The sequence below is a fragment of the Colwellia demingiae genome, assembly GCF_007954275.1.
Classification (GTDB): Bacteria; Pseudomonadota; Gammaproteobacteria; order Enterobacterales; family Alteromonadaceae; genus Colwellia; species Colwellia demingiae.
Window position 1 is genome coordinate 15,564 of the sequence record NZ_VOLT01000003.1, and the last position, 14,989, is coordinate 30,552.

Consider the following 14,989-nt stretch of genomic DNA (forward strand, 5'->3'; position numbering starts at 1 on the left):
ACTAAGATAGACATTAAAGTGGAAGTTTAACGATTAGCCTAAGGGCATCATCTTAGCGCCTATCTTCTTAGAGCTAATCATTTTAAGAGCAACTCTCACTTATTAAAAGATATTGCTCTTATTCAAAATATTGTGTCTTTGCTAAAGAAGATAATAGTTATTCTATTAAAAATTACTTACCCTCTTGTACATAATGATCTGCCTTTTCTACTCCTCTAGGCTTTCCGCGAATAATCAGTGTATCTTGTGCTTGTAATACAGTATTTTCCTCTGGTGATTCACATTCAATTTCACCACGGCGTAAAGCTATGACATTCACACGCATTTTTCCAAGATTTAATGACTCGATGCTTTTACCACAACTAAAAGAATCATCGTTTATTAAAATAGCGTGAGCAAATTCAATTCTATCAATAGCCTCAGGACTCATATCAGTATGCTCTCCCTGAAAGAAACCATGCAAATGGTTGTAATGATTTTTACGCTCTTTTTGTACACGGCGCATAATGCGAGAAAATGGCACGCCTGTAAGTGATAGCACTTGCGAAACTAACATTAAACTCCCCTCTAAGCTTTCCGGTACAACCTCATTGGCGCCCGCCGCTTGCAAAGCATCAAGTTGGTCATCATTACGGGTTCTTACCAAAATAGGGACATTTTCATTCATACTTCTAACTTTTTGAATCACTTCTAGTGATTGTTTATCATCACCAAAAGCAATGACAACTAACTTAGCTTCAGATAAATGAGCAGCATTAAGGACTTCAGTTTGCCTAGATGAACCAAAGAGTACTTTCTCACCTGCTTCTCTCGCTTTTTGAGTACGAAGTGGATCAACATCAATGGCAACGAAATCAATTTCGTCTTGTTTTAAAAATCGACTGACTGTTTGCCCTACTCGGCCAAAGCCGCAAATGACAACATGATTTTCTAATACTTTATTTTCAGGTAATTGTGATAAATCAAGCGATTCTGGTGATTTTTCCTGACTCAAAAATAGTGCCCAAGATCTGGCGTTGTTGATCATAAAAGGAGTAATCGCCATACTGATAACGCCTGCGCCAAGTAACATTGAAGCAACATCTAGCGGCAATATTTGACTTTGATTTGCTAACGCTATTAACACGAAACCAAACTCGCCCATTTGCGCCAACATTAACCCCGATGCCCAAGCATCCTTACTTGATTCGCCAGCCTTAACCGCAAGGATTTTGATAACCATAACTTTTACTAACATAAAGCAGAGCATCAAGCCTAATAAACTAAAGGGTGATGAGATTAATAAACTCACGTCGAGTTTCATACCGACAGTGATGAAAAATAAGCCGAGTAAAATATCTCGATAAGGCCTGATATCAGCTTCAAGTTGATGTTTATATTCACTCTCACTTAACATCATACCAGCAAGAAAAGCACCTAACGCCATTGATAAACCAAACCATTGGGTGAAAGCTGCAGCTAATAAAGTCACTAATAATGTGGTTAACACAAAGAGTTCATCAGTACGTACTTGCGCAATAATGTTAAATACTTTGGGTAGTAACCACTTGCCAATGAGTAATAACAATGCGACAACCACAACACCTTTGACCATGGCTAGCATTAACGCCCAGACCATAGAGGTTTGACTATCCATAGCCAACATAGGAATAATGATTAATAACGGAACAACAGCAACATCTTGAAACAGTAAAATAGCGACCGATAGCTGCCCCGATTTTCGTTTCATGGCACCAGTTTCACTTAGTTGCCTGATAACAATAGCGGTAGAAGAGAGTGCTAGTATACTGCCAACAACAAAAGCCTCGGAAAAACTTAAGCCAAAAAACAACCCGGCAATTATAAAAACAAGTAGTGAAATCCCTACTTGTAAGCTACCTACAGAGACCACTAGATGGCGCATAGACATTAATCGTGGTAATGAAAATTCAAGCCCTAAAGTAAAGAGCAAAAATACAATACCCAACTCGGCAAAGTGATCATAATCGACTTGGTCATGCACTAGATTTAAACCATGTTGGCCAACGATCATACCTGCCACTAAGTAAGCTAAAATCGCCGGTAAATTTAACCGACGAAATAGCCATACTACAAAAACAGCACAGGTTAATATTGCAAGTATTTCAAAATAACCGCTCACACAACTTCCTTTTGTTTACTTTGATAATTTATAGATGTGGTCAATAACATTGCTAAGATTTAGGCTTATTTGCCAAGCGACAAACTATTGCCGCCAACATTATGACTCAAGAGAAAAACTGATAATCTATTGATAGTTTACCTAGCCTTAAAGAATATTAACAACAAAAATAAATCACAATTCAATCAGTAGATATATTTCATTGAAAATAAACAGCATTAATCTGAAAAAGAACGATTTTTAATGAAGTGGTACGTTTATTGCTTTTATCTCAATAGTTAAAAAATAGCGTCAAAATATACTCTTAGAGTGACCATAATTTATCACTTGACGCTATAAGATAAAGTTAATGAGGTTGTCGTATGCAAACACTAAACGTACTTGATAATAGGTTTTCACCATTTAATACCTACAGTACATTAAGCACTGATGCACTTGTTGCTGAAACTTTTACTAATACTGTTTTTGATAAACGTCAGATCCTATCACTGATGACGCAACTACAAACTACACTTGATATTGATGAACTATTAAGTATTTTTGCGATAGAAGCTACAAGATATGTTGACTTCTCGGGGCTGTACTTTAAAAGTCAGCATTTGAATACTGTACTTTTTGGCAGTAGAAAGGCGAAAAAAGAACAATGTTTTGAGTTAAGGGTTGATGATATTTTTATTGGTACACTCAGCTATGGTATTAATAGTCCTATCAGCTTAACTAATTTTAAAGTGTTAGAACAACTTCACCAATGCCTATTGCACCCGATTAAAAATGCCATTGCTTATCATACAGCAATGCAACTTGCTATGCAGGACGGTTTAACTGGATTAGGTAACCGCCGATACTTTGACGAACAATTAAAACGATCTATGCATAACGCCAACCGACATCATAGTTTGGTTGGTTTAGTACTAGGGGACTTAAATAAATTTAAGGCTATTAACGACACTCATGGCCACATTGCTGGAGATACTGTCTTACAAGAGTTTGCCAATGTACTACGCTTATGTACTCGTGATTCAGACAGCTTATTTAGATTTGGTGGCGATGAGTTTGCCATAATCGTCGAAAATGCTAACGATACCGCTTTAGCCATCATTGAAAACAGAATAAATCTAGCGTTGGTTAGTAATGTACAATTGAATAAATACCAACTAGGTTGCAGTATAGGTTCAACTTTTATGAATAGAGCTGATAATGAACTCAGCTTCTTTGAGCGTGCAGACGAAATACTTTACCGTCGTAAGATGCAAGTATCTACGCACTTAAGCGTTGTCTAAGCTTCTACAATGACCAAGTAATCGAGAAGTAATCTCTAATTTTTAGCGACTAGCGCCTTAAAAGCGACTTTACGCTCGTTTGTACTGGCATTAACCAATAACCGACAAAAACGAACCGCTTGGGCAAATGATTTCTCATCAATACCACCGTTGCCCAAGTGTTGTAAAACAGCGGTAACATAGTGTTCATCTAATAAAAATATTTTTGCATAATGAGTAATAGCATCAGATAAAGAAGGGTACAAAACACCGTCAAAGTTAAAGGACTCAACTTGTAAATCCTCTAGATCAATCTCTTCAAGTTCAATACCATTAGCTATCAGTGGCCAACCTAAATAGTTTACTCTCGCCTTCGCCACTTCATACATAAACCAGGCACTTCGAGCAAAGCCAGCAAAATTTCCTTGCTCAAATTCACTTGTTGCTAACTCTTCCTCTGTCCAATTGACACCAATAGCAAGGTCTTTAGCATAGCGTTTTAATAGCTTTTGCTTTACATAACCTTTAACTGCCAAAATTGTATTTTCTTTGGCTCTATTCGCAAATTGTTGACACTCTCTGCAACTAGGAAGAGAGATTAATGGATGGGAATTAGAGAGTGATAAGTACTTATCACTCTCATCAGAAAAGGCAGAACTATAAGAAGGGAAAATAAAAACAACATGACTAGGCTCACCACAAAACCAGCAACAATGCCTTTTATTAAAAGGCGTTTCTGTAATAACTATAGGTCTTATCACTGGTTTTTTATCTTACTATTAGTGAGCTTTTCTAGCAAAACTTAACGCTTCTTCTGAATCTTACTATTGTATTTAGTGCTTGTTCGAGCCGTTTTATTTTTACTAATGGTTTTAATTTTTACATCTTTTTTCGCTAAATTTTGGTTCTTTTCTTGGGTTGCACGATACCTATTTTTACTATCGCGCTTTACTACTGCTTCTTGGTACTCATTAGCTTCTAGGCGATTAAACTCATAACCAGGAGCAACAATACGTTCAAACTTACGTTCAATTAATTGCTCTATGTTTTCTAAAAAGCGTTCATCTTTAGGGCTTACTAAAGAAATTGCTGTACCTGACTTACCCGCTCTCCCCGTACGACCAACACGGTGGACATAATCTTCAGGTAAAAATGGTAAGTGAAAGTTAACAACATAAGCAAGATCTGGTATGTCTAGTCCTCGAGCTGCCACATCTGTAGCGACTAATACACGCACTTTACCTTCACTAAACTGTTCTAATGCTTTATTTCTTGCGCCTTGCGTTTTATCACCGTGACATAACGCCGCTTTTATTCCATCAAGCTTTAATTCTTTTGCTAACGTATTTGCACTTTCTTTTGTACCGGCAAACACAAGTACTTGCTGCCAATTATTAACGCCAATAAGTTCTGAAAGTAATTCTCGTTTACGTTCTTCGGTAACCCAATAAACGGCTTGTTTTATTTTACCCGAAGTTGTATTTTCTTTAGAAACACTGATTGTTTTTGGTGATTTCAATAACTGATTTGCTAACGATTTTACGCGGTCTGAGAAAGTTGCAGAAAACATCAACGTTTGATGCTTATGCTTAACAGCTAGCAGTAATTTTTCAATATCGGTTAAAAAACCCATATCTAACATGCGATCGGCTTCATCAAGTACAAGAAATTTCACTTGTGATAAGTCAACATTGCGCAAAGCTAAGTGTTCTAACAAACGACCCGGTGTCGCCACAAGTACATCAAGACCTTGTTTTAGCATCTTTGTTTGTGATGCCATTTTACCGCCACCATAAACCACGCCACTTTTTATTGGCAGGTACTGGCTAAACTGTTTGATGTTATCAGCAACTTGATTGGCAAGCTCACGGGTAGGCGTCAATATCAACGCTCGAATTGCTTGTCCTGAAGCGCTTTTTTCATCTGCAGAATTTTCATCTGTAGAAATAGCCGAACTCTTGGCCGCATGATTTGCTTTAGCAATTGCATCTAAAATTGGTAAGCTAAAAGCAGCTGTTTTACCTGTGCCTGTTTGTGCGCTTGCTAAAAGGTCAACGCCTTGGCGAATAACTGGAATTGCTTCTTGTTGAATAGGGGTTAAATTCTTATAACCACACGCCTTAACCGCTTTTAATAAATCCGCTGATAAGCCAATTGAATCAACACTCATATGTCACCTGAACCCTAAATAAACTTGTAAAATACTGAAATAGCATAATTGGCGCGGATTATAATACAAATTGTCGTTAAAAGCAGAACTAGTCTTGAAAAAAATTAGTTTGCATATTTACTCATAAGAGTAATTTTTTAGGTTGATAAGTTAGTATTTTTGGTCAACACACCTAAATCTACTTAAGAGATGGTTTGCTGCATTAGCTTTATCATAATAGAGCGACTACTTAGCCTAAGTTCTCGCACTACGTACGAGTGAACAAGGTAAGTAATGCTCTATTCTGATTACATCATTCACAGGGAATTGATGAGAAGTTTACTGTCGTATTTTGATGTTTATGATAACAGCATCAAACTAGAGAAAGTGGTTCATTTTTAGTAATTGGCGCCCCAACCCCTGCAGCAACATAAGGAATAACTCGCTCGATAACGCCAGCTATATCTAACTTATTGTCAAAATCATTTTGAGCAATATCAATCAAAGCTTCACTTGATGACATAGTAAAAACTATAGTGCCCATAGTAAAATGCAAACGCCAAAATATTTCTTCTGCACTTAACTCAGGGTAAGCAATGTTAACTGCTTTGGTAAAATTAGTAAAAACATCAGGATATTGAGTTGTTAAAAACCATCGTAAAAAACCCTGACTATCGGTATAACCGCGTCCTAATAACTGCAGAAAGGTACTGGTACCATTTTCTTTAAACTCATTAAGGTGTAACAGTGGCCCTATAAAAGCAGAAAAAACTTCATGTAAGGTTGGTTTGAGTTCAGCTTGGCAAATGAGTGAAAGTGCAGACTCCAATCGAGGAGATAGTTCATCCATATAGCGAGACATAACTGCTTTAATTAACTCTTTTTTAGAGCCAAAATGATAGTTTACTGCCGCTAAATTGACATTAGCCTGACTAGTAATTTCTCTTAAGGACGTACCATTAAAGCCTTTATTGGCAAAAAGTACATCGGCGGCATCTAATATTTTATTTTTGGTACTCATACGTCAACTTCTAACTGCTTGCTGTTTTAATTATTTAATGATTTAGCATATATCCCCTTTACCAATCAAGATGCAGACTTCAGACAGATGAGTGCATTTAAATGGTAATGGCTATAAACTAAACAACTAGTTTAAACACCTGTTTAAAATAGCGTATTCTTTGTAAATAGGTCAAGCTTTTAAAAACCGCTTAACCAGATTATTTCAAAATGTATTGTACATCATCTCTATTACAATTCATTACGCTATCTATACAGTAAAATACAGGCTGAGCAATTATTATTAACTCAGTTTCTAGCAAGCAGTGATTTTAAAACTCTCTGTTCTTATTAACTCCCTTATATATCATTGTTTTTGTTTATTATTGTTTTTATATCTCAACCCAGTTTCATGTTGTAGTTTGCTCATTCATTTTGAATGAGCTTTTTTTTGCCAAAAATTTAAGCTGTATACCAGATTTTTTTCAAAATGCACTGTACATCACCACTATTACAAATCGTTACGGTATCTATACAGTAAAACACAGGGCGAGCATTTATTATTATCTCAGTTTCTAGCAAGCAGTGATTTTAAAACTCTCTGTTCTTATTAACTCCCTTATATATCATTGTTTTTGTTTATTATTGTTTTTATATCTCAATCCAGTTTCATGTTGTAGTTTGCTCATTCATTTTGAATGAGCTTTTTTTTGCCAAAAATTCAATCTGTTTAATCCTAAGTAACTATTTTCCTTATAAACTTTGTATCAAGCAAACAATTTTATATACTAGCCTCACCTAACAACTTCACTTTAATAATTATTATAAAATGAAATATATTACGAAAACATTTAAGTTTACAGGTCTCGCATTAGTTATTGCCGCTTCTTTAACTGCATGTAATCAAGAACCAAAACAACAAGCTTCGGTAGAAAAAGCGACAAAAATTAGCGCACAAGCAGCATTAACGGCAACAGATGCCCAACAGTTCTTAGATAATGTTGCTAAAGAAATGGTGACGTTAAACTTAGAAGGTTCACGTGCTGCATGGATTTACGCTAATTTTATCACGGAAGATACCGCATCATTAGCTGCTGAAGCCGATCAAAAGTCCACTGATGCTGGTGTAAGATACGCCATGCAAGCTGCAACTTTTGACGACGTAGACGTTAATCCGACACAACGTCGTCAATTAAATGTCTTAAAGCAAAGTTTGGTTATGCCTGCGCCACAAGATCCAGAAAAGTCAGCTGAATTAGCGACAATAGGCGCTAAGCTGGGCAGTATTTACGGTAAGGGTAGCTACACCACTAAAGCAGGTGAAAAACTTAGCTTAGGTGATATGACGTCGAAAATGGCTAACTCTCGTGATTATGATGAATTACTTGAAATGTGGACCGGTTGGCGTGAAATCAGCCCAGAAATGAAACCACTTTATACTCGTCAAGCTGAGCTTGCGAACGAAGGTGCCAAAGGTTTGGGTTATCAAGATTTAGGCGCAATGTGGCGCTCTAACTATGATATGCCTGCCGATGATTTTGCTAAAGAACTCGATCGTTTATGGGGACAAGTTAAGCCTCTATATGATGACTTACATTGTTATGTAAGAACTGAGTTAGGTGAAACTTACGGTACTGATAAAGTTGCACAAGACAAACCTATCCCAGCGCATTTATTGGGTAATATGTGGGCTCAGTCTTGGGGTAACATCTATGATTTAGTCGCTCCACAAGATGCAGATCCTGGTTATGACGTAACTAAGCAATTAGCCGAGCATAACTACGATGAGATAAAAATGGTTAGAGGCGCTGAGAAGTTCTTCACATCATTAGGCTTTGATGCTTTACCAGAGACTTTTTATACTCGTTCATTGTTTACTAAACCTGCTGATAGAGACGTAACTTGTCACGCCAGCGCATGGGATCTTGATGCTAAAGACGATATTCGCATCAAAATGTGTATACAGAAAACAGGTGAAGAATTTAACGTTATTCACCACGAATTAGGGCACAACTTCTATCAACGTGCTTACAAAGACCAGCCAGTCTATTTCCAAAACAGTGCTAATGATGGTTTCCATGAAGCAATCGGTGATACCATTGCCCTATCAGTTACACCTAAATATTTAAAAGAAATTGGCTTAATTGATACCATTCCTGATGAATCAAAAGATATTGGTTTATTGATGAAACAAGCGCTTGATAAAATCGCTTTCATTCCGTTTGGTTTGATGGTTGATCAATGGCGTTGGAAAGTTTACTCAGGTGAAATTAAGCCTGAAAACTACAATACTTCATGGTGGGAATTACGTGAGAAATACCAAGGTGTTGCAGCGCCTATAGATCGTGATGTTAACGCATTCGACCCCGGAGCTAAGTATCATGTTCCCGCAGGCGTTCCGTACAGTAGATACTTCCTGGCACACATTCAACAATTTGAATTCCATCGTGCGTTATGTGAGATATCAGGTAATACTGACCCTATTCACCGCTGTTCAATCTATAACTCAAAAGAAGCAGGTACTGCGCTTAATACCATGTTAGAAATGGGTTCAAGCCAGCCATGGCAGCAAGCTTATAAAGTAATAACGGGTAATGAGCAAATGGATGCTACCGCTATATTAGATTACTTTGCACCATTACATGTTTGGTTGAAAAACAAAAACCAAGGTAAACAATGTGGTTTTTAATAATTAATAATTAAAAAGTCCACATAATAAAAAGCCCCGCTATCTTAGGTATTACCTAATGATAACGGGGCTTTTTTTATACTTAACTATCTATTTCAAACAATCTAGCTCATATGCACTAACATATGGCTTGGCTTCTCTAGGAATGACTTCCATAGGTTACAGAAACGCGCGATAGTGCCGCCATCTATAACTCTATGATCACCAGACCAGCTCACTTGCATAATACTGCGTGCTTCTACATCACCTTGATCGTTAAAGCGTGGTAATTTTTGTAATTTCCCTAATGCAACAATAGCCACTTCTGGTTTATTGATGATAGGTGTTGCCACAGTACCGCCTATTGCACCAATATTAGAAATAGTAATAGTGCCACCTTTTAGATCTTCACTGGCAACACGTCCACTACGAGCATCATTTGTTAAGCGCATAATGTCGTTAGCTAAATCTAATATTGACTTAGTTTGTACCTGTTTAATATTAGGTACAAGTAAGCCCACTTTAGAATCAACCGCCATACCAATATTATGATCATTAAAGTAAGTCAGCTCGGTACAATCATCATTTACTTTTGTATTAACCAATGGATATTCTTTAATCGCTAATGACATAGCTTTCATAAAGAACGGCATCATAGTTAACTTGATATCTTGCTTAGCGTAGACTTCTTTTAATTCACCACGTAAAGCAATAAGCTCTGTTAAATCGATTTCTTCACAATAAGTAAAGTGCGGAATAGTACTGACACTATTTTGCATCGCGGTTGCCATAATCTTCTTAATACCACGAATTGGCTCTACACTGGTACCACCGATAACAGCACCGCCAGCAGCAACACCGCCAACAGTAGATCCAACACTCGAGCCATTTTGACTATAAGCGACGACATCATCTTTATAGACTCGCCCTTTTTTACCACTGCCTTCAACTTGATGGATATTAATATCTAGTTCACGAGCTACGCGTCTAACCGCAGGGCTTGCTAATGCTTTACCACTGTCGGTTTTAGTATTACTAACAGCAGGTTCGTCTTTTAGTGGTGATGGAGCAACTGATGGTGCTGCCACTTCTTTTGCTACAAGATCCGCCTTGACGGTATCAACTTGTGCGTTAGCTTCAGCAGCAATATCGTTAGTGCCGTCATCACCTTCTGGAGTCATAGCAAAAAGAGGCGAATGCACTTTGGCAATTTCACCTTGCTTATAATAAAGCTTTTCCACAACGCCTGAATGCATTGCAGGAATTTGTACTAAGGCTTTATCTGTCATCACATCAGCAATAGGCTGATCTTCAACAATTATTTCACCTTCTTTAACTAACCATTCGACGAGTTCACACTCAACGATACCTTCACCAATATCAGGTAATATAAAATCAATACTCATGTTCTGTGTCCTGCTAATAAGGGTTATCGTTAAAAATTAACGCTCTTTATGATTGCTTCATATACTTTTAAGTGATCACTAACATATTCTTTTTCTAACGCTAATGGATATGGCGTATCGAGACCACATACACGAGCAATAGGCGATTCTAAGTGTAAAAAACATTCACTTTGAATAGTCGCAGCAATTTCACTGGCAAATCCAGCTGTTAATGGTGCTTCTTGACTAATGAGCAAACGGCCTGTTTTCATAACAGAATTGCTAATAGTTTCTATATCCCAAGGTAAAATAGTACGTAAATCTACCACTTCACAAGAGATACCATCGTTGCTAGCCATTTGCGCTGCTTTTTCAATGATTTCCATTTGTGCGCCCCAAGCAAGTAAAGTGATATCAGTACCCGTTTGTACTACTTCAGCTTTACCCAAAGGCAATTGATAATCTTCTTCTGGTACTTCACCAACTGATGCTCGGTATAAACGTTTTGGTTCAAAAAATATCACCGGGTTATCATCACGAATAGAAGCAAGTAATAAACCTTTCGCTTGGTATGGATTACGTGGAATAACTACTTTTAAGCCTGGAGTATGGGCAAAGTAAGCTTCTGGTGATTGACTATGGTACAAGCCCCCCGCAATACCACCACCGTATGGGCTACGAATGGTAAGTTTACCAACATTGAATTCATTACCGCTACGGTAACGAAATTTAGCCGCTTCATTAACAATTTGATCAAAAGCAGGGAAAATATAATCGGCAAATTGAATCTCAGCAATAGCAATACTGCCTTGGGCAGCTAGACCATTAGCAAAACCAATAATTCCCTGCTCTACTAGCGGAGTATTAAAACAGCGAGCTTTACCATATTTTTCTTGTAGACCACTTGTGGCACGAAATACTCCACCAAAATGACCAACATCTTCACCAAAACATACCGCGCTTTTATCTTCAGCCATGGCAATATCAAGTGCGCTATTAATAGCGTGTAATAAGTTTATTTGCGCCATGATTAAAATTTCCCTGCTGCTGTAGTTGGGTAAGCTCTAAAGAAGTCAGTGTTGATATTACACACTTGGTCAATATAGATTTGCGCCATGATTAAAATTTCCCTGCGGTAAATGGGTAAGCTTCTGGATATTTATTAACGTGAGCTTTGACTTCATCTAATTGCGCTTGTAACTGCGCTGATGGCACATCATAAACATCAGTTATCATGGTATCTATATGTGGTTTATCAATTTTTTCTGCTACTTTAACTGCCGCTAACACTTCTTCTCGATATTTTTCAAATAACGCAGTTTCTTGTGCTTCATCCCACCAGTTTTGGTTTATTAACCAGTTTTTCATACGTAAGATAGGATCATGACTTTGCCATTTAGCCTCTTCTTCTTTAGTACGATAACCCGATGGATCATCCGAGGTGGAATGTGCACCGAGACGATAAGACATCGCTTCGATTAATACTGGCTTATTTTCTTTTATTGCATAAGCGCGAGCAATTTGTGTTGCTTTAAGTACCGCAAGGATGTCGTTCCCATCGATACGAATTGTTTTAATGCCATAACCGACACCACGAGAAGCAATACCGTTACCTTTAAATTGTTCATCTGAAGGTGTGGAGATAGCATAACCATTGTTTCTACAGAAAAAGATAACCGGTGCTTCTTGCACTGCAGCCATATTTAGACCTGCATGAAAATCACCTTCTGATGCTGCACCTTCACCAAAATAACAAATGGTTACCGCATCAATACCTTGCATTTTTTGCCCGTAAGCATAACCTGTCGCTTGCGGGATTTGTGTCGCAAGAGGCGAAGACACTGTCATACAGTTCAGCGCTTTAGAGCCATAATGGATCGGCATTTGACGGCCTTTACCTAAATCACCAGCATTACTAAAAAGTTGATTCATTAGATCTTTAAGATCAAAACCACGATATATTAAGGCACCTTGTTCACGATATTGCATCATGATCATATCTTGAGGCTTTAGTCCCGCAGCACCACCAACACTAGTAGCTTCTTCGCCTAATGCGGTCATATAAAAGCTCAAACGACCCTGGCGCTGTGAAGCCACCATGCGTTCATCTAATACGCGATGAAAGGCAAGGCTATGATAAATTTTGGTCGCCAACGCTTGGTCTATATCGGGTAAGTCAGCATTGGGATAAGTGACACCGTCTTGGTCTAAAATTCTCAATTCAGGAATTTCAACACTGGTCCCATCGATAAAAGTAGGTTGATGTACTACTGGTCCATCATCATAAATTTCTGTGCTCATAATGTTCTCTTCTATTACCTTAACGCGCAAGGTGCTACGGTTAAAGTCTGCGAAAGTTGATTAAATATAAAACTATATTTAACAAATTTTTTTTGTTTTAAGTACGCTCATGTAACTGTGAGGTGTCAATAAATTATATGGGTATTAGCTAGGCTTATTAATTTTTAGTATAGTCAATTTATACCTAAGTAAGGTATGCCGTAATAACCTATTTAAACTTTACCTTTGCGTTAACTTACATTCAATAAACAGAGACAATGAGTTGCTGTGCAAGTCACAAGAAGTGAGCAACATTCTTTACAGTGGTATTAGAATAAAAAATAGAGGGGGGGAGATAGGAGTTAAAGAGTTACCACTAAAATTAGTAATAACTCTTTAATAGCAATAACTTACAATCCTGCAGCTTTAAATGAAGCGCCAACAATGGCTTGTGCCTCACTAATGATGATTTGAAGGTGATCTTCATCAATAAAACTTTCAGCATAGATTTTATAAATATCTTCAGTACCTGAAGGACGAGCAGCAAACCAACCGTTATCAGTTACTACTTTTATGCCACCTATCGCGGCATTATTCCCTGGTGCATGTGAAAGTACATGAAGAATTTTATCACCCGCAAGGCTTTGTGCTTTAACGTCGTCACATGATAACGCTGTTAGCACGCGTTTCTGTTCAAATGACGCAACAGCTTCAACTCGGCCATAACATGGTTGACCTAGTGTTTTAGTTAGTTCGAGGTAATATTGATAAGGGTCTTTGCCGGTAACAGCAAGAATCTCAGCCGCTAATAAAGCCAATATAAAACCGTCTTTATCTGTGGTCCACGTACTACCATTACGGGATAGAAAAGATGCTCCAGCACTTTCTTCACCACCAAAGGCATAACTTGCATCAGCTAAACCATCGACAAACCACTTAAATCCAACGGGTACTTCAGATAACGGGCGAGAGAGTTGAGCGGCTACGCGGTCAATCAATGAACTTGATACTAACGTTTTGCCTATTTTACAACTCTTTGGCCAATCTCTATGGGTCATTAAGTAATGAATAGCGACAGCGAGGTAATGATTAGGATTCATCAAACCACCACTTGGCGTGACAATGCCATGGCGATCAAAATCAGGATCATTACCGACACTGATATCAAAATCATCTTTCATGGCAATAAGTCCTGCCATGGCATATTTTGACGAGCAATCCATGCGAATTTTGCCATCTTTATCTAATGGCATAAAGGAAAAACTGGCATCGACCACTTCATTAACAACAGTCATGTTCAGATTATATTGCTCAGCAATAACTGGCCAATAAGCAATGCCCGAGCCGCCTAAAGGATCAACACCAATAGTGACACCTGCTTTTGAAATCGCCTGCATGTCAATTACTTGATTAAGTTGGCTAACATAATCACTAATAAAGTCTTCTTTTGTGAGCAAAGATGACTGTAGCGCTTCAGGATAAGATAGCTGTTTAACATCAGTTAAGCCTGCGGTAATTATTTCATTAGCGCGCTGCTCAATTTGCTTGGTAATGCCACCTTCTGCAGGACCACCGTGAGGCGGGTTATATTTAATACCACCATCACTCGGTGGATTATGTGAAGGTGTAATGACAATGCCGTCAGCAATTTTTTCAGAAGCTGATTTATTATGACAAATGATTAAGCGAGATATGACTGGCGTAGGGGTAAAACCCTTTCCTGATAAAGAGTCATTTTGGACAACGACATTAACGCCATTAGCAATAAGTACTGATATTGCGTTAGCAAATGCGGGCTCCGATAACGCATGGGTATCTTTGCCTAAAAAGAGTGGACCATTAATGGCATTTTGTTGGCGATATTCAGCAATAGCCTGACATATAGCGATAATGTGCTGCTCATTGAAACTGCGTTTATTTGCACAACCTCGATGACCAGACGTGCCAAAACTTACTTGTTCAGCTGCTAAACTTACATCTGGCGTTTGCAAAAAGTAGTCACTAACTAACTGACCAATATTAATTCTATCTTCCGGACGAGCTGGTTTACCCGCAAAAGGGTGGATACTCATGTCATCTTCCTAATTATTACAAGTATTATTATAAGCC

Annotated in this window: 10 protein-coding genes; 2 read left to right on the plus strand and 8 right to left on the minus strand. The window is 38.0% G+C overall.

Annotated features, from left to right (window positions below; genetic code table 11):
* Positions 1 to 172: 172 nt before the first annotated feature.
* On the minus strand, positions 173 to 2,140 hold the full coding sequence (locus tag ESZ36_RS05680) for a monovalent cation:proton antiporter family protein (RefSeq protein WP_146784843.1): 1,968 nt from the start codon (positions 2,138 to 2,140) through the stop codon (positions 173 to 175).
* 362 nt (positions 2,141 to 2,502) lie between these two features.
* Between ESZ36_RS05680 and ESZ36_RS05685 the strand changes: the two genes are divergently transcribed.
* Positions 2,503 to 3,420 (plus strand): GGDEF domain-containing protein, encoded by a 918-nt coding sequence (locus ESZ36_RS05685; protein WP_146784846.1) that lies wholly within the window; start codon positions 2,503 to 2,505, stop codon positions 3,418 to 3,420.
* Between the two features lie 35 nt (positions 3,421 to 3,455).
* Here ESZ36_RS05685 and ESZ36_RS05690 read toward each other — a convergent pair whose 3' ends face one another.
* The 3 genes from ESZ36_RS05690 to psrA form a co-directional block, all read right to left on the minus strand.
* Complete coding sequence (locus tag ESZ36_RS05690; RefSeq protein ID WP_146784849.1) at positions 3,456 to 4,160, minus strand: hypothetical protein; 705 nt, start codon at positions 4,158 to 4,160, stop codon at positions 3,456 to 3,458.
* Positions 4,161 to 4,201: 41 nt separating this feature from the next.
* On the minus strand, positions 4,202 to 5,569 hold the full coding sequence (locus ESZ36_RS05695; protein WP_146784852.1) for a DEAD/DEAH box helicase: 1,368 nt from the start codon (positions 5,567 to 5,569) through the stop codon (positions 4,202 to 4,204).
* Positions 5,570 to 5,921: 352 nt separating this feature from the next.
* Complete coding sequence (gene psrA / locus ESZ36_RS05700) at positions 5,922 to 6,569, minus strand: TetR family transcriptional repressor PsrA (RefSeq protein WP_146784855.1); 648 nt, start codon at positions 6,567 to 6,569, stop codon at positions 5,922 to 5,924.
* A gap of 807 nt (positions 6,570 to 7,376) precedes the next feature.
* Here psrA and ESZ36_RS05705 point away from each other — a divergent pair.
* Complete coding sequence (locus ESZ36_RS05705; protein ID WP_146784858.1) at positions 7,377 to 9,236, plus strand: M2 family metallopeptidase; 1,860 nt, start codon at positions 7,377 to 7,379, stop codon at positions 9,234 to 9,236.
* 104 nt (positions 9,237 to 9,340) lie between these two features.
* On the opposite strand, the gene ESZ36_RS05710 is transcribed toward ESZ36_RS05705, so the two are convergent.
* The 4 genes from ESZ36_RS05710 to pgm all read right to left on the minus strand — a co-directional run bounded on the left by ESZ36_RS05710 (position 9,341) and on the right by pgm (position 14,952).
* The gene (locus tag ESZ36_RS05710; RefSeq protein ID WP_146784861.1) at positions 9,341 to 10,621 is read right to left on the minus strand and encodes a dihydrolipoyllysine-residue acetyltransferase; all 1,281 of its coding nucleotides are present in this window, start codon (positions 10,619 to 10,621) and stop codon (positions 9,341 to 9,343) included.
* Between the two features lie 29 nt (positions 10,622 to 10,650).
* Positions 10,651 to 11,628 (minus strand): alpha-ketoacid dehydrogenase subunit beta, encoded by a 978-nt coding sequence (locus ESZ36_RS05715; protein ID WP_146784864.1) that lies wholly within the window; start codon positions 11,626 to 11,628, stop codon positions 10,651 to 10,653.
* A 91-nt stretch (positions 11,629 to 11,719) separates the two neighbouring features.
* Positions 11,720 to 12,901, minus strand: a complete 1,182-nt coding sequence (locus tag ESZ36_RS05720) for a thiamine pyrophosphate-dependent dehydrogenase E1 component subunit alpha (RefSeq protein WP_146784867.1) — start codon at positions 12,899 to 12,901, stop codon at positions 11,720 to 11,722.
* 389 nt (positions 12,902 to 13,290) lie between these two features.
* Positions 13,291 to 14,952 carry a phosphoglucomutase (alpha-D-glucose-1,6-bisphosphate-dependent) gene (gene pgm / locus ESZ36_RS05725; RefSeq protein WP_146784870.1) on the minus strand — a complete coding sequence of 554 codons (1,662 nt, stop codon included), beginning with the start codon at positions 14,950 to 14,952 and terminating at the stop codon, positions 13,291 to 13,293.
* Positions 14,953 to 14,989 lie beyond the last annotated feature (37 nt).

Coding starts and splice junctions, on each gene's coding strand:
- ESZ36_RS05685 (WP_146784846.1), top strand. CDS start 2,503: ATGCAAACACTAAACGTACTTGATAATAGGTTTTCACCATTTAATACC.
- ESZ36_RS05695 (WP_146784852.1), bottom strand. CDS start 5,569: ATGAGTGTTGATTCAATTGGCTTATCAGCGGATTTATTAAAAGCGGTT.
- psrA (WP_146784855.1), bottom strand. CDS start 6,569: ATGAGTACCAAAAATAAAATATTAGATGCCGCCGATGTACTTTTTGCC.
- ESZ36_RS05705 (WP_146784858.1), top strand. CDS start 7,377: ATGAAATATATTACGAAAACATTTAAGTTTACAGGTCTCGCATTAGTT.
- ESZ36_RS05710 (WP_146784861.1), bottom strand. CDS start 10,621: ATGAGTATTGATTTTATATTACCTGATATTGGTGAAGGTATCGTTGAG.
- ESZ36_RS05715 (WP_146784864.1), bottom strand. CDS start 11,628: ATGGCGCAAATAAACTTATTACACGCTATTAATAGCGCACTTGATATT.
- ESZ36_RS05720 (WP_146784867.1), bottom strand. CDS start 12,901: ATGAGCACAGAAATTTATGATGATGGACCAGTAGTACATCAACCTACT.
- pgm (WP_146784870.1), bottom strand. CDS start 14,952: ATGAGTATCCACCCTTTTGCGGGTAAACCAGCTCGTCCGGAAGATAGA.